Source organism: Methanopyrus kandleri AV19, from assembly GCF_000007185.1.
GTDB classification, from domain to species: Archaea; JAADCQ01; Methanopyri; order Methanopyrales; family Methanopyraceae; genus Methanopyrus; species Methanopyrus kandleri.
In genome coordinates, this window is the sequence record NC_003551.1 from 493,801 (window position 1) to 514,254 (window position 20,454).

Below are 20,454 nucleotides of genomic sequence, written 5' to 3' on the forward strand. Positions count from 1 at the left end.
GTGCTGCTCAAGGGCAAGATCCTGATCGGAGGGCGGGTACGAGAGCGCGAGGTGCTGGCCGAAGACGGTTGGATAGTCAAGATCGGCAAGAGACTGAACGAAGAGGCCGACCTCACGCTGGAATTGGGAAAAAGGGAGCTAGCGGTCCCGGCCCCGATCGACCTGCACGTGCATTGCCGGGATCCGCACCCGGATTACCCGTTTGGGTTCAAAACCGAAACAAGAAGGTTTCTTTTAGGAGGAGTCGCTACCGTAGTGGACATGCCGAACACGCGTCCGGCTCCCACTACACCTGAAACGTACTACGAAAAGGAGGAACTGGCGCGGGAGAACGCCGAGATCGAGGTCATCGTGGCCGGAGGCGTGAGGGATTCTCAGTGCACCAAGGAACTCGTCGAAGCCGGAGCGTACGTGCTCGGGGAAGTGTTCCTAGCGACGTCCACCGACGCGCCCGCGGTGCCGTGGAGCACGCTTCCGGAAATCTTCAGGGAACTATCCCCTGATGGTCCTCTAACGATATTCCATCCCGAGCTCGACGAACTGGTGGCCGAGAGGCCGGCCCGAAACCTCTACGAGCACCTAAAAAATAGGCCGCCGGAGGCTGAAACAACCGCCGTAGGGCTCCTGGCCGGGCTCAAGGTAAGATACCCAAGCCGTATCCATTTGTCTCACGTCACGCTGCCCGAGTCGGTGAAGATCGCCAAAGGAGCGGACATTACCGTGGACGTGACTCCCCACCACCTCTTCTTCGACGTGCTGCGAGTGGACCCGGAGGACCCTGTGTTTAAAGTGAACCCTCCACTGCGAGGTCGTCATCACAGACTCGGACTCCTGCGCGCTGTGAGGAGAGGGGACGTGGACGTACTCGCCTCCGATCATGCCCCGCACATCCTCGAGGACGAGTTCGAGGACGTCCCATCAGGAGTCACTGGAGGGGAGATCATCCTACCGGCGGCCCTCACGTTACACAGGCGATTCGGTTTGTCACTGAGGGACGCTGTGGCCATGATCACGTGCCGACCGGCGAAGCTCCTAGGCCGCGACGATCTAGGTGAGGTAGCGGTGGGGAAACGTGCCAGAATAACGGTCGTTCGAATGCGGGAGTTCGTCGTCCGGGCCGAGGAGTTCGGAGAGGAAGATCGGAAATTCCCCTACGACGGTATGCGGATGTTCGGAGAGCCCGTCAAGTTGATCGACGGGACCAAGGTGTACGACCTCAAGGAATCTCGGCGGGAGGGGAAGCCGGTCATACTGGAGGGTGAGTGAGTTGCCCACGGGTGCCAGGGTACTCGTCGAGTGCTTGAAAGAAGAGGGCGTCGAGCACATTTTCGGGTACCCGGGAGGTGCCGTCCTACCGATTTATGACGAGATCTACGACGAGGTTTCGATCGAACACATCCTCGTACGACACGAGCAGGGAGCTGCCCACGCCGCCGACGGGTACGCGAGGGTGAAAGGGAAACCCGGAGTCTGCATGGCGACATCGGGACCCGGAGCGACGAACCTAGTCACGGGTATCGCCACGGCTTACATGGACTCGTCCCCGGTAATAGCCATCACCGGACAGGTCCCCACCACCATGATCGGGAAGGACGCGTTCCAGGAGGTCGACGCCGTCGGCGTGTTCATGCCCATCACTAAGCATAACTACCAGATAGGGAAACCCGAGGAGATACCGGAAGTCGTGAAGGAGGCGTTCAAGATAGCTATCACCGGTCGGCCGGGGCCTGTTCACATCGACGTGCCCAAAGACGTGCAGGAAGCGGAAGTGGATGTCGAGATACCCAAAACCGTCGAGGTCGAGGGCTTGAACGTGGTCAAGCGCGGTCATCCGGTACAGATCAAACGGGCCGCGGAGTTACTCGCCGAGGCGGAGCGACCCGTCATCTTAGCAGGCGGTGGGTGTGTAATCTCCAACGCTACTCGGGAGCTGATCGAGCTCGCGGAACTGCTCGGTGCTCCGGTAGCTACGACCCTCATGGGGAAGGGAGCGTTTCCCGAGGATCATCCACTAGCACTGGGTATGGCCGGTATGCACGGCACTAAGGCCGCGAACTACGCGCTGACGGAGTGCGACGTGCTACTCGCTGTAGGGTGCAGGTTCTCGGACAGGACTACGGGGGATCCCTCCGGATTCGCTCCCGAAGCGAAGATCATCCATATTGACATAGACCCCGCCGAGATCGGCAAGAACATCCCAGTCGACGTGCCCATAGTTGGTGATGCGAAGCTCGTCCTCAGGGACCTGATTAAGGAGTTGAAGCGGCGTAAGTACCTGAGGGAACGTAAGCGCTGGGGAGAGAGGATCGAGGAACTGAAGGCTGAAGTAGAGATGCCTCCGGAATCCACGGAGTCCGACCAACGGATCAGCCCGCGTGAGCTCGTACGTGTGTTACACGAAGCCCTGAAAGATCGGGATTACATTCTCACTACGGACGTAGGTCAGAACCAGATGTGGATGGCCCGATACTTCCCGGTGGAAGAACCGCGCAGGTTCATCTCCTCCGGTGGTTTAGGAACCATGGGATTCGGTCTTCCGGCCGCGCTCGGCGCTAAGGTAGCCGCACCGGAGAAAACCGTGGTCGCCGTGGTAGGAGACGGTGGGTTCTTGATGACCGCGCAAGAGTTAGCCACCGCCGTGGACAACGACATCGAGGTGAAGGTCTTCGTCATGGATAATAGACTCTTAGGGATGGTAGCGCAGTGGCAGAGGCTGTTCTACGACGAAAGATTGTCGGAATCGAAACTCGATGAGAAAACCGACATAGTGAAACTGACGGAGTCGTACGGAGCAGCCGGAATTACCGTGGAGGAGCCGAGCGAGCTGGAGTCCGCGGTAGAGGAAGCCTTCGAGACTCCGGGTACGGTGGTGGTGGATGTGTTCGTAGATCCGGAAGAAATCATCCCGATGGTGCCGCCGGGAGGCGAGTTGCGCGACATCCTTGGTGAAAAATGAGGCGGAAGTGAAAAAAGGATGGAGGGGGCCTACCCCTCGGCCCCGACCTCTACCACACGCGGCACCAACATCGCTGTGCACATTTCAGGCATTTCGAGAGTGGCCTGGTCGTCCTCCCAGCGTTCCAACTCCACTCGATCACTTCCGGATAGAGCGTGGAGGACGCGTCCGAAGTTCATCGGGGCCTCCCCTACTCGTTTTACCCCCAAATGTACGAGGTCGTTAAAATAGAAGGCGTGTCATGACAAGGGTATGGAGTTCCTAAAGCGCGATCCGTGTTCACGAAATGGGCACAACATTGTTCGATCCACTTCGAAAAAGTTAAAAGGTACGTAGCGAACGGTGATCAAGGGCGCTCGAACATGGACTTCGAGGAGTACCTCGAGAAGTGGTTCAAGGGCGAGACCACCGAGGTAGGCATCTACATGGCGATGGCCATCGTCGCTAGAGAGCAGGGCTACCCCGAAGTATGTGACCTGCTGGAGCAAATCGCTATGGACGAAGCCCGACACGCGGCCGCCGCGGCGCTGATCGCGGGGAAGGTCGAGAACAGTCTGGAGGGCCTGATCGAGAAGATGGAAGAAATGATTGAAGGTGAGAAAAACGCCTACGAAACCAGGATGGACGAAGCCGACCACCACTCCGACGAGCTGGACGACGAGATCATCACCCTGCTGAAGGCTACCGCATACGACGAAAAGCACCACAGGAAGATGCTCAAAGCGGCCCTCGAAAAGCTGAAGGAGTAACTTCCAAGCGCCCCCTTCGACGCCCTCGCTCAATCGTCATGACATCCGAAACGATGGGGTGGGCCTTTGAGGTACGTCGACGCACATGTGCACCTCGACGTTAGGAGTTACGAAGACCTCGAGAGAATGGCCTTATCTGGAGTCCGAACCGTCGTCACGTGCGCTCACGATCCTTACCCCGACATGACGGCCGAGGTGTACTCCGCCCTCTTCAGAAGGCTCCTCGGGGTGGAAACGTGGAGGGGCGAAAAGGCCGGGCTCACGGTTAAGGTGGCCGTGGGAGTACATCCCGGAGGCGTACCGGATAACATGAGCGACGTGCTACGGGAAGTCGAGGAACTCCTGAGTCATGAGGACGTCGTCGCGATCGGAGAGACCGGCCTCAACGAAAATCCGGATGATAGAGAAATCCAAGTCCTGGAGGCTCAGCTGAAGTTAGCCCGAGAGCACGAGGTACCCATCATTGTCCACACGCCGAGCAGGAACAAGGTCGAGATCACCGAGAAGGTGTTGGAGATCCTGAACTCTTCGGGTATAGACCCCTCTCTGGTGCTGGTGGACCACGCCTCGGCGGAGACCGTCTCGCTCATCGGTGAGGAAGGGTACGCGGTCGGGCTGACACTCCGACCGGGAGAGCTCGATGTGTGGGAAGCGTGTGATATCGTGGAGGAGTACGCCGACGAAATGACGCTCATCGCGAGCAGCGACCTGGGATCTCTAGCCGCCGATCCACTCGCCCTCCCCAAGCTGGCCCTCGAACTGGAACGCCGGAACGTCGAGAAGAGCATCATCCGGGACGTCGTAGCCCGGAACGCTGAGAGGTTTTACGGGCTCTAACTTCCGCCCTAAAGCACGATGTTCGAGGCAGCCTCGGTCCCCGTCCTCTATTCGTGGATCATGTAGGCGGGTGATCAGGCCGGTCAGAGCGACCCCATCTTGAAGACGAGTCCTACAGCGATTCCCAAGGATCGCTTCCTCATCGCGAGATCACTCGAGACCTGAGGACAAACCCTCATTCTCCCCGCCCTTGAGAACCAACGTTTACCCAAGGGGCTGTGAGGATCGATTGCGCTTCGCCGCACTCTACTCCCACCAGTTCGGTAAGAGGATGGTAGCCAACCTACTGAACGAACCCGGTCACTGCAGGGCTTGCGGGCCTGTATGCGACGGGTGCAAGTACGACATGTATTCGCTCGTCGACTCCCTCGTCGCCGTTGAGGAGCTACCCAAACCCGAAGAGTTACCTCCGTTCGTCGACGAGCCCGAGGATCACCTCCCCGAACTACCGCCCGTCGATGTGCTGGTGGCGATCGGATTGCATCCCGACCTCCTAGTAGCGCTGTCCGAAGTATACGAGATTAAGGCACTGATAGTGCCCGTCGAGGAACCCGACTGGATCGACCCGTGGATCGAAGAGAAACTACGAGAGGTATGCGAAGAGAACAGCGTAGAGCTCACTGTGGCGAGGCCAGGATGCGACCTGGAACCGTCGGGTCCCGTAACCGAAGCGTTCTGCGACGCGGGCATGATCGGGAGGCCTAAGCTGTTCATGAAGGTCGAGGACGGCGTCGTGATCGACGTCCATGTAGTACGATCGGCGCCGTGCGGTTGCACGTGGTTCGTGGCTAAACGACTGGTCGGTGTGGACGCTGATCCCGAAGAGGTGAAGGCTACAGTTTCCGAGGCACATCACTCGTACCCCTGCACGGCTTCGATGGAGGTCGACAAGCACGTGGGGGATACCCTGCTCCACGTAGCGGGCCGGTTGCACATCGAGGCGGCCCTCCGAGCGCTCGAGGAAGCGACGGATACCGACGCCTGACGGGTATCTCACGCCCCGCCCAGTACTCGCTCCAAAACTTCCCGGAACAGTCTCCACTTATCCCCGTGCAGACTGTACTCCCTGCGCACGTCGTCCTCGATGTCCTCAGCCCTGTAACCGACGGGATAGTACGTCGAGACGAGCTCCCCGTTTCGGCGCTCCGGTCTCAGCTCGATTTCACCCCGACGGAGCAGGTCGAAGATCGCTTCCTTCACGTCGACGGAGAAGTAGGGTGCCTTGAGCAACATGCAGTGACCGTATTCCGTTCCCGTCAATGGTCTTCCGGTCTCACGTTCGAAAGCTTTGTCGAGCAAATACACCGCACGGAACAAGGAGCGCTTATCTACGCCCGGTCGGAACGCGACGATGTACTTCATCAGCGGCCGCAAGTTAGCGCCCGTCGGTTTGACCGTGTGACACCTGCACCGGGCGTGCAACCTGGGTCCCCCTTGTATCAGTATGTTCGAAAGTGTCCAAACGTTTGATGAAAATCGAAACTAATATAAGTCAAGTCACCCCTCCAATGGTCGGATAGTATCGAACGTTCCCATAGTACCGAACAAGGGGATCCCCGTGGAGGAAAAGAGATCCTCGTGCCCGTACGCCGATGAAGCCGTGTGTGAGCTAGTCGAGCACGCGAAGGAGCTGAATGAGGAGATTCCGGAGATAGAGACCCCGCACATCCGATGGCCCGTTCAGTTCCCGAAGTGCCCGTACGGCAAGCAAGGCGTCTGGTGTAACATCTGCTCGAACGGCCCGTGCCGAATTACGGAGAAGACACCACGCGGTGTCTGCGGAGCGACGGCGGACGTGATCGTGGCACGCAACTTCTTGCGTCACGTCGCCGCCGGAGCCGCGTGCTACGTGCACTGCCTGGAGAACGCCGCCCGGGCCCTCAAGTCCGTGGCGGACGAGGAATCTCCTTACGAGATCGCAGACGAGAAGGCGCTGAGGCACGCTGCCGAAGTATACGGTCTAGATACCTCCGGTAAACCGGAAGATGTGGCCGAGGAGATCGCAGAGTTCATTCTCGAGGATATCTACAGGCCCAGATATGAGGAGTCCGAGGTGTTCAAGGCTGTTGTACCCGATTGGCGCATCGAGATGTACGAGGAAATGGGCCTAATTCCGGGCGGAGCTAAGTCGGAGATACACGACGCCCTTGTCAAGACGAGTACGAACCTCAACTCAGACCCCGTTGACATGCTCCTCCACGTGCTGCGACTGGGACTGATCACCGGCCCTGTCGCGCTCTTCGGTGTGGAGACGATCAACGATATCCTCTTCGGCAGCCCGAAGATCACGCAAACGGAGGGTGGTCCCGGAATACTGGACCCGGACTACGTCAACATCATGACGACCGGCCACCAGATGGCTCTCATGAAGTACCTGACGGACGCCGCCGAGAAGCTGGAAGAAGAGGCCAAGGCGGCGGGAGCTAAAGGTATCCGGATCATCGGTGCGACGTGCGTCGGCGACGATTTCGAGGCGCGCGCCGAGCACCTACCAGACACGTACGCGGGCTTCGCGGGTAACAATTTCGCGACGGAGGCGCTCGCAGCAACGGGTCTCGTGGACGCGATCGTGAGCGAGTTCAACTGCACGTTCCCGGGTCTGAAGTTCTACAAGGAGAAGCTGGACGTCGAGCTGGTCGCCGTCGACGACGTGGCCAAGGTGTGGGGCGCGGAGCTGATCCTCTGGGACCCGGAGCGTGCCGAGGAGGTCGCGGAGGAGGCCGTCCAGAGGGCCATTGAGGCGTTCAAGGAGCGCCGGTCGAAGCACGAGGACAAGATCATGGAGCCGAAGCACAGGCACGAGAACGTGGTGGGGTTCGGATACTTCTCGATCGAGGAGGCCGTCGGCTGGGAGAACGTGCTCAAGCTGATCGAAGAAGGCACCATCCGCGGCGTGTGCGCCATCATGGGCTGCACGAATCTCTCCAGCGGCGGCCACAACGTGCCGGCGGTCGAGCTCGCCAAGGAGATGATCAAGCGCGACGTGCTCGTGCTCGGCGCCGGCTGTGTGAACGGGGCGTTCGCCAACGCTGGACTGTTCAACCCTGAAGCAGCCGAGCTGGCCGGTGACAACCTCCGACAGGTGTGCGAGGAGTTAGGTATTCCACCGGTGCTGCATTACGGCCCATGTCTGGCGATCGGTAAGATCGAGCATCTCGTCTTCGAGATCGCCGAGATACTTCGAGAGAAAACCGGCGAGGAAATCGACATCCCGGACGTACCCGCCGTCGCGAGCGCGCCGCAGTGGCTCGAGGAGCAAGCCCTAGCGGACGCGTCCTCGGCCTTAGCTCTAGGTATCACGCTGCACGTGAGTCCCGTACCGCCGGTGACCGGTAGCGAGCTGGTTACGAAGACGCTGCTGGAGGACCTACCGGATCTCACCGGCGGCGAGCTGATCGTGGAGACGGACATGAAGCGTGCCGGAGAGATTCTCGCCGAGAAGATCGAGGAGAAGCGGAAACGGCTTGGTATCTAATTCTCACCCCCACTTCCGGGATGGTGGTGACCATGGAGATCGAGGCGATCCGTGTAGCAACGGGAGCTCCTGGCGAACTGTATATGGTAGCCGAGATCGCGGAGGACAAGGTCGTGAACGCCGAAGTGTGCTCGGGCACGACACCGATCTCCTGGGAGACGCTCGTCCTCGAGAAGCCCGTGGAGTTCGCCGTAGTGGCCGCCGAACGAGTATGCGCCAGCTGTGACGCGAGCCTAGGGCTCGCCGTGGTCGAGGCGGCCGAGGCAGCTCTCAACGTCGAGATCCCGGACGAGGCGGAGCGAGCGCGCGAGATCCTGAACATGGCTAACGTCGTCAGGGCGCACGCCACCGTGCTGGCGAGGACTGACTTCCTCGACGTGAAGAAGCCCGCGTACGACCTAGTGAGAGCTGCGAAGGACATCATGCACGCCGTCGGAGGGAAGCCCGACCACCCACCGGCCGTGACCGTAGGCGGTTTGGACCTCGAAAAGCTGCCCGTAGACAGGGTTGAATCCGTAGCTAAGGACGCCGCCGAGGTGGCAGACAGGCTTGAGGACGAGGTCGGATCCGCGGTAGATCGGATGAAGGAAGATATCGACGTGGAACCGGAGGAGATGCCGGCGGGACTGAAGGTTTCGGACACGTACAAGGGCGACATAGACCCAGACAAGGTCGAGACGCTAATGCCGGATGAATTCTACCGTATGAAGACCACCCTGGAGATAGCGAACAACGTCGTCGCCAGGTATGACGGGGAGCCCGTCCTCGTCGGTCCTTACGCCCGAGTAAGGAGCGCGGAAAACCCGCTGGACCTCTACACCGCCAGGGCCGAGGAAGTAGCGAGGATGCTCGACGGTATCGCAAACGCCGTATCCAGGCTAGATCCGACCGGGAACTTCCGAACGGACGTCGAGCTCGGCTCGGGCGAGGGTACGGCGGCTGTGGAGGCACCGGAGGGTACCCTGATCGTCTCGCTGAGACTACGGGCCGGGCGCGTGGACAAGGCCCTGATGTTAACTCCATGCAACTTCAAGGTTGCGGCGATCGGGGAGATGGTGCGCGACCTGACGGTTGACAGGGCTGAGACAGTTCTACGCGCGATCGGCCTCTCCGGTAGATGTCTTACCCACTAGGGGGAAGCCCAAGATGAAGGTGGCTGTGCTGTCCCTTATGGCTTGTGGTACATGCGCCAGGAACCTGGAGGAGGTTTGCCACGAAGAGGGTCATGAGGTGGTCTGGTCGAACCTAGAAGGCGACGAGGGAGAACCGGACGCCGACATTCTGTTCGTAGAAGGCGCGGTGGACTTCGCCGACGCCGAGACCCTGGAAAAGTTAGAGGAGGCCGCTTCGGCCGTCAGTACCGTGGTATCACTGGGTTCCTGTGCCGCTACCGGGGGTTTCGAGCGACACGTCATAGGCATGCGCGACCCCGACCGGTACCACTTCACGGTCTTCCCAGCTGCCAAGTTCGTCGAAACGGACTATGCGATCAACGGCTGTCCACCTACTACGGACGTGATCGCGTCCTTCCTCAGAGCTCTAGAGGAGGAGAACGAGGACGAACTCCGACCGTACGAAGTCTTGTCCGGGGATTTCCACGGGCTCACGCCGGAACTGTCCGCTCCGGTGACCGGTCCGACGGTACCGGTCGAGGACGTACTCCTGACGTCGAACAAGGACCTGTGCCTGGGCTGCGACCTGGACGTGATTGAGAAGGACCTCTTCTGCGTCGGCTGCGGAACGTGTGCCGCCTCCTGCCCGGCGTGGGCTATCGAGATGGACGAGAAGCCCGTAATCCGGCAAGAGAGGTGCGTTCGATGCGGAACTTGCTTCGTAAGCTGCCCGAGATCGTTCAGGATATGAACCCAACGGGAGGTGATCCGTGTTGCGCAAGCTGATCCGAAGAATAGCAGGGGGCAAAGAGGAAGAGAATACCCGTGAGGGATCTCCCGAGAACGATCTCCCGGACCCCGAGGTCGTGGGTGAGTACCGCGAGGTTTACCTGACCCGCGCAACCGACGAACGTATCCGCGAGCACGGACAGGACGGAGGTACTACTACGGCGCTACTCGCCCACGCACTGGAGGAGGACACGGTGGAAGCCGTGATTGCCTCGTCGACAGTCGAGACATGGAAGCCCGAACCCGTAATAGTCACCGATCCCGACGAACTGATCGAGACCGCGGGATCGAAGTACGCGATTTCTCCGAACGTGAGTGCCCTCAACGAGGCCATAGCCTCCTACGACTCAGTCGCCCTCGTGGGCACGCCGTGTCAGATCACCGCCGTAAAGAAGTCTAAAATGTACCCTTACGGCCTGGCTAACGTGACGGAGCGTGTGAAGCTAACCGTCGGCATCTTCTGCACCGAGAACTTCCAGTACGAGAGCCTACTGAAGCTGCTCGAAGACATGGGTGTCGACGTCGAGAACGTCGAGCGTATGGACATCAGCCACGGTGAATTCATCGTACGCACTAAGAACGGTGATGTGCACTCGGTATCGGTTTCCAAGCTAGGCGATTACGCCAACGAGGCGTGTAACTACTGCACGGACTTCACGGCCGAGGACGCCGACATCAGCGTGGGATCCGTCGGCGCGCCGGATGGCTGGAACGTGGTTCTGGTCCGGACGAAAGAAGGCGAGAAGGTGTTCCGGTCCGCCGTAGACGCTGACGTCCTGGAAGTCAAAGATATCGGGGAAGGGGACCCGAACCTGCTCGAGCGCCTGGCCAGGGACAAGAAGGAACGCATTCACACCTCCATGTGTGCCACTTGGAGACCTTATCACCCTACCGTTCCTCTCTAACGTCATTTCACTATTTCTCCGAGTTCAAGGGGCCCAGAGCTGTGATCAAGCCACGAGATTTCCTGAGGTATTTCCTCTACTCTTACATCGTAACTTCCGCACAGCTGCTGGGAGATAAGGCCCCTACTCTACGGCGGATGGTATGCAAAAACGTGGTAAAGGCGTTGCTACGCGAGCATCCGGAGCTGAAAGATGCCGAACCGGTGGAGCTTGTCAAAGATGTGGCGGAGAGCTTCCTAGGGGCCGACGTCAGGATAGAAGAGAAGTCAACGGAAACCGTCGTACACGTGAGAGGGTGCAAGATCTGCCCACGCGATCTGATCGAAGAGTTTACAGGTGAGAACCCCGACCTGGAGGGTCCCGTCTTCAGCTACAACGTGTGCGCGTTTGTGACCATGGTTGAGGAGATTCTGCACGCTCTGGGCCACATAGATTCCGACATCAAGCATGACCCAATCAAACGCGGGCGCTGCCGCGTAATCGTCAGGCCTAAGGGCACGGACTGAAACGGGGTCTTCAATTGACCGTCCCGACGTTCCTTCGCAAGGTGACCCTGCGTGAGATCTGTGTCATTGAGGAGTACGTGGACGTCCAATACAGGGCTATCGAAGCGTTGATGGACACACTACCTTCGACCGACCTCGTCCGGCTGACCGTAGCCAATGCTCTCGTCAGCTATCAGCTCTCGAGCTCTGGAGAGGATTGGTGGCGTGAGTTCTCCAGCTACTTCCGTGAACGTCGTCCGAGGGACATCGTTCGAGAGTACGCCCGGTTCCTTCCCCGCTCTAGGGGCAATCGGAGGCTCATCCGTCAGAAGCTCCGCCGCCTCCATCGTGCTAAGGCCTTTCTAGAGGAGTTATCCTGGCAGGACGCGAAATCGTACTACCGTGACATGAACCGGTTACGCCTTGACCTTGCTCGGGTCCTCAACGCCGATCCCGAGTCTAAGACGATCGTGTTCACGGTCAAGATGTTCGGGTACGCACTAAGGGCGATAACGGGTAGGTTTCGTCCTTATCCGTTCGAGATTCCGATTCCTGTGGACGCGAGGATCGAACGAATCACCCGAAGGATCACGAACGATGATCCACAACTGTACTGGGACTCGATCGCACGGCGGACAGGCATCCCACCACTACACCTTGACTCGATCCTATGGGTCGGGACGAGTCGGGATCCAGAGGTAAAGAGACTGCTGGCAAAAGTCTTACCGAAGCTTATAGGGGAACTGGAGATGTTGGGCAATTGAACCTGGATCCTGTGCGCGGTATCGATCGGCGGACGGTTGTGCAGGATTTAACATTTAACCATAAGTGATCCGAGAGGACGGAACGACTCGCGACGTATTGGAGGCGATTTTTTGTTAACCTAACGATGACGAGCTCGGGGTTCGGTTCGGGCAGACAAAGTACGGTCGGTGGGGGGTCCGAGCTGGTACGGCCCGGCAGTCAGAACCTTCGAGGGGACCCGAGCTATGAAACTGGTGATCGACGTACCGAAGGAGATCGCTAAGGCCTTGGACAGCAAAACACGACGTGAAATCCTGAAACTGCTGGAAGAACGCGGCTCGATGACGATATCGGACATCGCCAGGGAGCTGAACCTGTCCAAATCAACTGTCCATCACCATTTACAGGAACTCCGAAAGGCCGGTCTCGTGGACGTCATCAAAGAGGATCGCGAAACTCCCCTCCCGAAGCGCTACTACGGGCTCGTGAGAAGACTCGTCCGAGTATCGAAGCCGAAGCTTGAAGATGCCTCCGAGTATGTCATAAAAGCCCTAGAACGTGGGGAGGACCTGAGAACATCGATGTTCCTAGCGATCGCGGCAGCGTATCGCGCGGTGTTGGAGTCCCTGGGTATCGACGCCTCGGAGGTCCTGTACGAGCTCGGAAAGGAGATCGGTAAGCGACTCGCGGAACTAGGATCCGAAGAGACCGTGCTGCGGAAGGGCTTGGAGATCATAGCCGAGTCAGTAGAATTCCGTCAGGAGAACGACCGTGTGGTGGTCGAGATTGAAGGATGCCACGAGTGTTCCGACCTACCCTACGGTCCCGCATGTCATTTGGAGGCGGGAATCATAGCCGGTGTTCTGTCGAACCTGAGGGAACGACCTTACGAAGTCCGGGAGGTGGAGTGCTGCGGGGAAGGCGCTGATAGATGCGTGTTCGTGGCGGAACCAGCTACTGACGAAGAACGCCCCAAGTCCTAGTGACTTTAGACACTCCTTCTACCCAGGCGACCAAGGCTAACGTGGCGGCTATCTCTTCGTCGGTCACTTCGGCGACGTTCTTCGCCGTCTCGGCTATGAGGCCTACTCTACGCTCGTCTCCGGCAGCCGCCGCCAAAGCGAGGGCGATGAGATGCTTCGTCTTGTCGTCCAACGGAGACTCCTTCCATATTATTCTATGCAGCTCCTCAACGACCTCCGCGTACTCATCTCCCAACATCTCTTCGGCATACTTCACAGCTATCAGACCTTTTTCGTCCTCCTCCTTGGCCGGTTCACCGGGCTTCCGGGACAACGGCAGCCCTTCATACTAGTTGGACAGGGCTTAAACGAGGAGCGTATTCGATCAGAGTCGGAAATCTTTAATTCCTTCAGATGTCTAGGACCCGCGCATTCGAATCCTGTAATGCCCTCGGATCTGGACGCCAGGACAACTCGAGGTGAGGTGTTGGGCACTTCCGGCAGTGAGTGAACACTTCTTCCCCCACGTGGGTCCGATGATGCTATCAGATTGTTCCCGAGGTCCGACCGGGGCCGGCTAAGTGAGGTTACTGTTCATTCACGCGGACGAGATGTCGTTCGAGGCGAGGCAGAAGACCAAGATCGCCGAGGAAGAGCCGCCTATTAAGGAAGCGGAAGTTGAGGACTGTCTGGTAGTCTTCGCGGCGGTCCAAGAAGCTGATGAAGAGAATCCAAAGGCCATCGCCGAGGCGGCCGTAGAGGAGATCGAAGACGTTGCGGGTGAATTGAAGGCCGACAGGATAGTCTTGTACCCGTACGCTCATCTAGCCGACGATCTCGCTTCCCCGGACGTGGCCGTCGAGGTTCTGAAGAGAATGGAAGGGCTCCTGAAGGAGCGCGGGTACGAGGTCGTGAGAGCCCCCTTCGGGTGGTACAAGGCATTCCGATTGGCGTGCAAGGGGCATCCACTCTCGGAGCTCTCCAGGACGGTAACCCCCGAGGCCGCCGAGGAAGCTGAGGAGGAGAAGATCGAGTCCGAGTTCTTGGTGTACATGGACGGGGAATTGATACCGGTAGAAGAAGTGGATCTCTCGGAACTTCCCGAGGACTTCAGGCACCTAGTGATGCACGAGTTGGGTGAAGAGCGTGAAACGGGCGACGAAGAGCCCGCACACGTGAAGCTGATGCGGGAGAAGGAAATCTGCGACCACGAGCCGGCAGCGGACGTTGGACACGTACGGTGGTACCCGAAGGGTCACGTGGTCAGGAGATGCCTGGCGGAGTACGTGGAGAACCTCATGGCCGATCTAGGAGCGGCGGTCGTCGAGACACCCGTGATGTACGATCTGAGTGAGGACGCTATCCGGGAGCACGCCGACAAGTTCGGGGAGCGACAGTATCGGATAAGGGCTGGAAACCGGGCACTGATGCTGAGGTACGCGGCCTGCTTCGGAGCCTTCAGGCTACTAGCGGACACCACGCTCAGCCGGCGTCACCTACCCTTGAAGATCTACGAACTATCACAAAGCTTCAGGTTAGAGCAGAGTGGTGAGGTGGTCGGACTGAAGCGGTTACGGGCGTTCACTATGCCCGATCTCCACACCGTTTGCGCCGACATGGACGAGGCCGTGGAAGAGTTCCTCGAGCAAGCGAAACTATGCTTGGAGGTAGGGCTGGACCTCGGGTTGGAATATGAGGTAGTGTTCAGGACCACGGAGAAGTTCCTGAAGGAGAGGAAAGAAGTCCTAGAGGAACTGGCCGAGGCCATGGAAAAAGCGTACGGTGACGCGAAGCCCGTACTGGTGGAGGTACTGCCGGAACGTAAACACTACTGGGAATGTAAGGTGGACTTCGCGTTCATTGATAGCCTCGGAAGACCCATCGAGAACCCGACGGTACAGATCGACGTCGAGAGTGGGAGGCGCTTCGGAATCACGTACGCGGACGAGTCGGGCGATGAACGTCATCCAGTGATATTACACTGCTCACCGACAGGGAGCCTTGAACGTGTAATATGCGCGATCCTCGAGGGCCAGTACAAGCGGTTCGAGCAGGAGGGTAAGCTGCCAACTCTACCGACGTGGCTGTCGCCGGTACAGGCGCGTGTGATTCCGGTTTCAGAGAAAGTGCTGGAAGAAGCTGAGAAAGTCTTCGAAGAGCTGAAAAGTGAGGGGTTCCGAGTCGACCTGGACGACCGCGATGAGCCGGTGGGACGTAAGATCCGAGATGCGGGTGAGGAGTGGGTACCGTACGTCATCGTGATTGGTGAGGAGGAAGTGAAGAAAGGCACGCTCTCGGTAACGATACGGGAGGAATCCACGTTGAAAGAACAGCGGCGTGAAGAGATGACGTTAGAGGAGCTCGTAGAGCGGTTGGAGCGCGAAACGGAGGGCAAACCGAGGGTCCCACTAACGATACCGGATCGCCTCAGTCGGCGTCCGCGGTTCGGCAGGTAACTCACGTCTCCCTCTCCATCGCCACAATACCCGTCCTAGCGATTTCGACGATGTTACCGATATCCTTCATCAACTCAAGGAGGGATTCGACATCCTGCGGCTCTCCCACGATCTCTACGGTGATAGTCTCCCGGCCCACATCGACCACCTCGGCGCCCGCGGCCCGAGCCAACTCGGCCGCCCTCGCACGGTCCTTCGTCCTGATCTTGACCAGCGCTAACTGCCGCTCCACAGTGCGTTCTGGGTCCAGCTCCGAGACCTTGATAACGTCGACGAGCTTGTTGAGCTGCTTGACTACTTGCTCGATCGTTTGCTCGTTTCCTTTTACTGTAAGCGTCATCCTGGCCAACCCTTCCCGCTCTGAGGGTCCTTCGGCGATAGAGTCGATATTGAACCCACGTCTCCTGAAAAGTCCCGACACACGTTGCATGACACCGGGCCGATCCTTTACGAGCACCGAGAGTACGCGACGCTTGGACAACTCACATCCCCCCTTAACTAGCAGGCGCGTGCTTATTTCACGGACAGCCCCCACCTAAGGATGGGGATGATGGAGGCCCTCCCTAGCCGAGGGAACCGATGAGGATCCAGCCCTTTCGCCGACCCCCCAGTGAAATGCTGTCCGGAGGAGAACGGGGGGACCCGCTTGAAGAAACCCGTCGACGCTCACTGTCATCTTTGCTTCAAATACTTCAAAGGCGAGGAAGACGAAGTGGTAGAACGGTCACGGAAGAAGGTGTTACGCGTGTACGACTGCGGGGCTACCCCTGGAACCGCACGGCGAACCCTGGAGTTAGCGGAGAGATTCGAGGGGTTCGTGTTCTCCACGATCGGGCTCCATCCCCCACGAGCGCCGAGGATGCAGCAGAGCGTCATCGATGACGTGGTCCGAATTATCCGTGAGCACGCCGACAGGATCGCGGCAATTGGAGAGATAGGTCTTGACTACCACTACGTGAAGGAACCCGGAGAGCGCAGGAGGATGCGAGAGGTCTTCGAGAGGTTCCTGAAGCTCGCGGAAGAGCTCGACAAGCCGGTAGTGATTCACGCCAGGGATGCGGAAGAGCACGCCCTCGAGGTCCTAGAGGACTACGACGTAGTCGCCATGTTCCACTGCTACGACGGACCGGCCGAGCTCGCCCGGCGTATCGCGGACGCCGGCCACTACGTTTCACTGTCGACGATTCACGTCATTCGTGGACCGAAGGATGAGAGAACGCGGGAACTGCTGGAGACTGTACCGTTGGAAGCGGCACTTACGGAGACGGACAGCCCATACCTGTCACCGGTGCGGGGAGAACGCAACGAGCCTCGGAACGTGTGGAGGGTAATAGAGTTGCTCGCGCGGGTGAAGGGAGTCCCCGTCGGCGAGGTAGTTGAGACCACGGCGCGTAACGCGCTGGAGTTCTACGATCTATGAGGAGAAAATTTTAAATATAACCCACCTAGCGTGCGGTTGTGGCGGCGGCCACAGCGGCCGGGGCCACACCCGGGCCACATCTCGAACCCGGAAGTTAAGCCCGGCCGCGTCCCGGGTGGTACTGCGCTCCGAGAGGGCGCGGGAAGCCCGGGATGCCGCCGCCGTCCCCCAAATTGTTATGAATCTTAAAACGATGGGGGGCGAGCCGTTGAGGAAAACGAACCTGGCCGCGCTGGTCTCCGCCGTAGCGCTCCTTGGCGCGTTGGTGTTGGCCTTCGCCGGCGGTCCTAGGTGGCCCGTCGGGGTGTTAGCCCTAATAGTAGGTGGGTTAGACGTTATGATCTCGTTCCGGCGCGGCGGGGACAGGGTCCTCGGCCTGATGGGATTTCTACTGTTGATGGTAGGTATAGCCGTGCTAACGGGCAGGGTGAGATAGTTTGAAGTTGTGCCTGGTGGCGTTTGACGGAAGGATCCCCATGCTCAGCAGTATCGTCGATAGGTTCGAGGAACACGTGTCGGAGTACCTAGGCGAGGTTAAGGTGAAAAAGAAACGCGCGAAACTACCCGAGCATGCGTACTCCAAGGTGAGAGGCCAATACCTAGCGAGGGCCCTCCTCGATACCCTACGTGGCATGAAAGGGGAGTACGACCGCGTTTTAGGGTTGACCTCGGAGGACCTCTACGCTCCGGGACTCAACTTCGTCTTCGGTCAAGCTCGATGTCCGGGTAGAGAGGCCGTAGTCTCGGTGGCCCGACTGCTGGATCCGGATCCGGAGTTGTACCTGGAGCGTGTCGTGAAGGAGCTCACGCACGAGCTCGGACACACCTTCGGGTTGGGCCACTGCCCGGACCGTAACTGCGTGATGAGCTTCTCGAGTTCACTTCTCGAAGTAGACCGCAAATCACCGAACTTCTGTCGAAGATGTACCGAATTACTTCAAAGAAACTTGAAACGCGGAGGTTGAACGGGGCCGTAGTCGTGACCATCGAGTACGTAGACAAAGTGGGGCGCAGAGTGGTCGTTCGGAGGGCTAAAAGGTCCGACATCCCGGAAGTTGTGGAGATAGAAGAGCGTGCGTTCCCGAAATCACCGTATCCTACGTACGTCTTCCTCTATAACCTGAGTAACAATCCGGAGGGGTTCCTGGTGGCTGAAGTTGGGGGTAAGGTGGTAGGATACGTCATCTTCGAGCTCCGACCGTGGCTCGGTGAGGGCCATATAGTCTCGATCGCCGTACATCCCAACTACCGGCGTACCGGAATCGGCACGATCCTCATGGGAGAGGCCGAGCGCAAGATAGCGGAAGCCGGATACGAAACCGTCAGACTGGAAGTTAGGGAGTCAAACTTTCCGGCCAGACGTTTCTACGAACGACTGGGTTACAGGGAGGAACGTAGAGAACACGGTTACTACTCCGACGGAGAGACTGCCATAATCATGGTAAAGAAGCTGAAATCTCCCATCCAGTATCGACAATGACGTCGTCAAGGCTCTTGGGAGCGGGAGTGCGGAGTTCGGTGGACCAAAACGTTTTAAACATTATAACGATAGGTCATGTGGCCCCGCCGGGATTTGAACCCGGGCTACGGGCTCCGCAGGCCCGCGTCCTATCCAGGCTAGACTGCGGGGCCTGCTCCCTAGCGAGGAACCCCGCCCAGTTTAAAAAACCTTATGGGGCGGCGCGATCCCGACCGGTGAACGCTAAAGGTCCCCTCACACGGTCGACACCCTCACCGGTTTGTGGGGGAACCTCTCGGTTGTGGTGGCGCGAATACGTGAAAGAGATACAGCGAAAAGCTGAAACGGGCGAGTACGCGGTCCGTGGGTTCGGGACGAGCCGTAAAGTGCCGCACTTCGACGATTTGGTCATCCTCCCAGCCCAAGTTTCGCGACCTCCGATCGACAAGTATCGGGAGCCGTGCAATACCAAGACAGTCCTCGGCGACCGGTTCGCGGAGAAACCACTGAAGTTGGATACCCCGGTGCTGGTTGGTGCCATGTCTTTCGGGGCGCTCAGCAAGGAGGCAAAGGTCGCGATCGCCCGTGGAACGGCTATGGTAGGAACCGCCACGAACACCGGTGAGGGGGGCATGTTACCGGAGGAACGGGAAGAAGCGAAGTGGCTCATCGCCCAGTACGCTTCGGGGCGATTCGGAGTCTCAGCGGAGTACTTGAACGCGGCCGACGCTATCGAGATCAAGATCGGACAGGGCGCCAAGCCCGGTATGGGAGGCCACCTCATGGGAGAGAAGGTGACGAAGGAGATCGCGGAGATAAGAGGTATCCCAAAGGGTTCGGACGCGCTGTCACCGGCCCGTCATATGGACATAGTCGGACCCGAAGACCTGAAGATGAAAATCGAGCAGCTTCGGGAGATCACGGACTGGAAGATCCCGATCATCGTGAAGTACAGCCCGGGTCGAGTCAAAGAGGATGTGAAGATCGCAGCCAAGGCCGGGGCCGATATTATAGCAATCGATGGAATGCAAGGCGGTACCGGCGCGTCACCGGAGATCGCGACCGAGAACGCCGGAATACCCACCATCGCCGCGCTAGTTCAGGCTGTGGAGGCCCTGAACGAGATCGGGATGCGGGACGAAGTCGACATAATCATCTCGGGTGGCATCCGCGACGGTGCGGACGTCGCCAAGGCGTTAGCTTTGGGCGCCGACGCTGTCTATGTGTGCACCTCGGTCCTGATCGCCATGGGATGTACGGCATGCGCTCAGTGCCACTCTGGAAGGTGCCCGGTGGGTATCTGCACGCAGGATCCAGAGCTCCGTAAGAAACTGGATGTGGACGAGGCGGCGGAACGTGTGGCTAACTACCTGAAGGTGGTAACCGAAGAGTGCAAGATGTTGGCCCAGTTAGCCGGTAAGACGGACGTACACAACCTCGAAAAAGAGGACCTTAGAGCGCTCTCGGAGGACGTCGCCCGTATTACCGGCGTGAAGATGGCCGGGTCCGACGTCGAGCTGGCCTAGGGGCCTCTCCCCGTTGATCCTCATAATCGACAACCACGGCCAATACGTGCACCTGATCCGCAAGAACTTCGACTACATGGGTGTCCCCGCCGAGATCATCCCCAACACCACCGACCCCGAAGACGTCCGCGAGCGTGCGAGCGGTGTGGTGATCAGCGGAGGACCATCCCGTGAGCGGGCGGGTAACTCCCGAGAGATCATCGAGGAACTGACGGGAGAGGTACCTATACTGGGAATCTGCTTGGGTCACCAGCTCATGGCGGAGGTTTTCGGAGGAAAGGTGGACTGGGCCGCGGGCCGTGAAGAATACGCCAGGACCGAGGTGGAGATACTGGACCATGAAGGCATCTTCGAAGGCTTACCGGATAAGATCGTGGCTTGGGCCTCGCACCGGGACGAGGTGAAGGAAGTCCCAGATGAGTTCGTCGTCACGGCCCGCTCCGACAGATGCGAGGTAGAGGCGATGCGTCACGAGGAGTTACCATTATACGGGGTCCAGTTCCACCCCGAGCTGAAGTTCACCGAGTACGGGCCGGATATACTGAAGAACTTCGCGAAACTATGTGGCGAACTGTAAAG

23 protein-coding genes, 1 tRNA gene and 1 rRNA gene are annotated in these 20,454 nt (G+C 58.9%); 20 read left to right on the forward strand and 5 right to left on the reverse strand.

Translation table 11 applies throughout. From position 1 onward, the window contains the following. Together MK_RS02820 and MK_RS02825 are read left to right on the forward strand one after the other, a co-directional pair. On the forward strand, positions 1-1,266 hold the full coding sequence (locus tag MK_RS02820; RefSeq protein ID WP_226988711.1) for an amidohydrolase family protein: 1,266 nt from the start codon (positions 1-3) through the stop codon (positions 1,264-1,266). Continuing rightward, positions 1,259-2,956: an acetolactate synthase large subunit gene (locus MK_RS02825; protein ID WP_011018901.1), complete on the forward strand. Its 1,698-nt coding sequence runs from the start codon at positions 1,259-1,261 to the stop codon at positions 2,954-2,956. The genes MK_RS02820 and MK_RS02825 overlap by 8 nt, the downstream gene beginning before the upstream one ends. Before the next feature lie 29 nt (positions 2,957-2,985). On the opposite strand, the gene MK_RS09055 is transcribed toward MK_RS02825, so the two are convergent. Then, positions 2,986-3,135 carry a hypothetical protein gene (locus tag MK_RS09055; protein ID WP_158295902.1) on the reverse strand — a complete coding sequence of 50 codons (150 nt, stop codon included), beginning with the start codon at positions 3,133-3,135 and terminating at the stop codon, positions 2,986-2,988. Between the two features lie 183 nt (positions 3,136-3,318). Between MK_RS09055 and MK_RS02830 the strand changes: the two genes are divergently transcribed. From MK_RS02830 to MK_RS02840, 3 genes are all read left to right on the forward strand, one after another. Next, positions 3,319-3,705 carry a ferritin-like domain-containing protein gene (locus tag MK_RS02830; RefSeq protein WP_011018902.1) on the forward strand — a complete coding sequence of 129 codons (387 nt, stop codon included), beginning with the start codon at positions 3,319-3,321 and terminating at the stop codon, positions 3,703-3,705. 66 nt (positions 3,706-3,771) lie between these two features. Next, positions 3,772-4,542: a TatD family hydrolase gene (locus MK_RS02835; protein ID WP_011018903.1), complete on the forward strand. Its 771-nt coding sequence runs from the start codon at positions 3,772-3,774 to the stop codon at positions 4,540-4,542. 229 nt (positions 4,543-4,771) lie between these two features. Further along, the gene (locus tag MK_RS02840; protein ID WP_148679533.1) at positions 4,772-5,527 is read left to right on the forward strand and encodes a DUF166 domain-containing protein; all 756 of its coding nucleotides are present in this window, start codon (positions 4,772-4,774) and stop codon (positions 5,525-5,527) included. Between the two features lie 8 nt (positions 5,528-5,535). Here the strand turns inward: MK_RS02840 and MK_RS02845 are convergent, their stop codons facing one another. Then, positions 5,536-5,964, reverse strand: coding sequence for a hypothetical protein (locus MK_RS02845; RefSeq protein ID WP_011018905.1), 429 nt, complete (start codon positions 5,962-5,964; stop codon positions 5,536-5,538). Between the two features lie 136 nt (positions 5,965-6,100). Here MK_RS02845 and cooS point away from each other — a divergent pair, with 136 nt between their 5' ends. From cooS to MK_RS02880, 7 genes are all read left to right on the forward strand, one after another. Then, positions 6,101-8,017 carry an anaerobic carbon-monoxide dehydrogenase catalytic subunit gene (cooS, locus tag MK_RS02850; RefSeq protein WP_011018906.1) on the forward strand — a complete coding sequence of 639 codons (1,917 nt, stop codon included), beginning with the start codon at positions 6,101-6,103 and terminating at the stop codon, positions 8,015-8,017. A gap of 32 nt (positions 8,018-8,049) precedes the next feature. Continuing rightward, a complete protein-coding gene (locus tag MK_RS02855) occupies positions 8,050-9,150 on the forward strand; it encodes a Ni/Fe hydrogenase subunit alpha (protein ID WP_226988712.1) in 1,101 nt (366 codons plus the stop codon). Positions 9,151-9,163: 13 nt separating this feature from the next. Continuing rightward, positions 9,164-9,880 carry a 4Fe-4S dicluster domain-containing protein gene (locus tag MK_RS02860; protein WP_011018908.1) on the forward strand — a complete coding sequence of 239 codons (717 nt, stop codon included), beginning with the start codon at positions 9,164-9,166 and terminating at the stop codon, positions 9,878-9,880. Between the two features lie 22 nt (positions 9,881-9,902). After that, positions 9,903-10,823, forward strand: a complete 921-nt coding sequence (locus tag MK_RS02865) for a Coenzyme F420 hydrogenase/dehydrogenase, beta subunit C-terminal domain (protein ID WP_158295904.1) — start codon at positions 9,903-9,905, stop codon at positions 10,821-10,823. 41 nt (positions 10,824-10,864) lie between these two features. After that, positions 10,865-11,329: a hypothetical protein gene (locus MK_RS02870; RefSeq protein WP_011018910.1), complete on the forward strand. Its 465-nt coding sequence runs from the start codon at positions 10,865-10,867 to the stop codon at positions 11,327-11,329. Positions 11,330-11,343: 14 nt separating this feature from the next. Beyond that, the gene (locus MK_RS02875) at positions 11,344-12,072 is read left to right on the forward strand and encodes an N-glycosylase/DNA lyase (protein WP_011018911.1); all 729 of its coding nucleotides are present in this window, start codon (positions 11,344-11,346) and stop codon (positions 12,070-12,072) included. 225 nt (positions 12,073-12,297) lie between these two features. Beyond that, positions 12,298-13,035, forward strand: coding sequence for a V4R domain-containing protein (locus MK_RS02880; RefSeq protein WP_011018912.1), 738 nt, complete (start codon positions 12,298-12,300; stop codon positions 13,033-13,035). Here the strand turns inward: MK_RS02880 and MK_RS02885 are convergent. Further along, positions 13,007-13,348 carry a carboxymuconolactone decarboxylase family protein gene (locus MK_RS02885; RefSeq protein ID WP_011018913.1) on the reverse strand — a complete coding sequence of 114 codons (342 nt, stop codon included), beginning with the start codon at positions 13,346-13,348 and terminating at the stop codon, positions 13,007-13,009. The two genes, MK_RS02880 and MK_RS02885, sit on opposite strands and share 29 nt — an antisense overlap. Positions 13,349-13,595: 247 nt before the next feature. Between MK_RS02885 and MK_RS02890 the strand changes: the two genes are divergently transcribed. Then, on the forward strand, positions 13,596-15,470 hold the full coding sequence (locus MK_RS02890; protein WP_011018914.1) for a threonine--tRNA ligase: 1,875 nt from the start codon (positions 13,596-13,598) through the stop codon (positions 15,468-15,470). Between the two features lies 1 nt (position 15,471). Here the strand turns inward: MK_RS02890 and ilvN are convergent, their stop codons facing one another. After that, complete coding sequence (gene ilvN, locus MK_RS02895; protein WP_226988663.1) at positions 15,472-15,951, reverse strand: acetolactate synthase small subunit; 480 nt, start codon at positions 15,949-15,951, stop codon at positions 15,472-15,474. 165 nt (positions 15,952-16,116) lie between these two features. Here ilvN and MK_RS02900 point away from each other — a divergent pair, with 165 nt between their 5' ends. The 5 genes from MK_RS02900 to rimI all read left to right on the forward strand — a co-directional run bounded on the left by MK_RS02900 (position 16,117) and on the right by rimI (position 18,370). Further along, on the forward strand, positions 16,117-16,890 hold the full coding sequence (locus tag MK_RS02900) for a TatD family hydrolase (RefSeq protein ID WP_011018916.1): 774 nt from the start codon (positions 16,117-16,119) through the stop codon (positions 16,888-16,890). Between the two features lie 40 nt (positions 16,891-16,930). Then, positions 16,931-17,054 (forward strand): 5S ribosomal RNA (rrf, locus tag MK_RS02905). A gap of 44 nt (positions 17,055-17,098) precedes the next feature. Further along, the gene (locus tag MK_RS02910; RefSeq protein WP_011018917.1) at positions 17,099-17,326 is read left to right on the forward strand and encodes a hypothetical protein; all 228 of its coding nucleotides are present in this window, start codon (positions 17,099-17,101) and stop codon (positions 17,324-17,326) included. 1 nt (position 17,327) lies between these two features. Beyond that, a complete protein-coding gene (gene amzA, locus MK_RS02915) occupies positions 17,328-17,855 on the forward strand; it encodes an archaemetzincin AmzA (RefSeq protein ID WP_011018918.1) in 528 nt (175 codons plus the stop codon). After that, complete coding sequence (gene rimI / locus MK_RS02920) at positions 17,852-18,370, forward strand: ribosomal protein S18-alanine N-acetyltransferase (RefSeq protein WP_226988664.1); 519 nt, start codon at positions 17,852-17,854, stop codon at positions 18,368-18,370. The genes amzA and rimI overlap by 4 nt, the downstream gene beginning before the upstream one ends. A gap of 78 nt (positions 18,371-18,448) precedes the next feature. Here the strand turns inward: rimI and MK_RS02925 are convergent. Then, a tRNA-Arg gene (locus MK_RS02925) sits at positions 18,449-18,522 on the reverse strand. 126 nt (positions 18,523-18,648) lie between these two features. Here MK_RS02925 and MK_RS02930 point away from each other — a divergent pair. Both MK_RS02930 and MK_RS02935 read left to right on the forward strand, forming a co-directional pair. Further along, positions 18,649-19,875 carry an FMN-binding glutamate synthase family protein gene (locus MK_RS02930; RefSeq protein ID WP_226988665.1) on the forward strand — a complete coding sequence of 409 codons (1,227 nt, stop codon included), beginning with the start codon at positions 18,649-18,651 and terminating at the stop codon, positions 19,873-19,875. Positions 19,876-19,888: 13 nt separating this feature from the next. Next, positions 19,889-20,452, forward strand: coding sequence for a GMP synthase subunit A (locus MK_RS02935; RefSeq protein ID WP_011018921.1), 564 nt, complete (start codon positions 19,889-19,891; stop codon positions 20,450-20,452). The last annotated feature ends 2 nt before the right edge of the window (positions 20,453-20,454 follow it).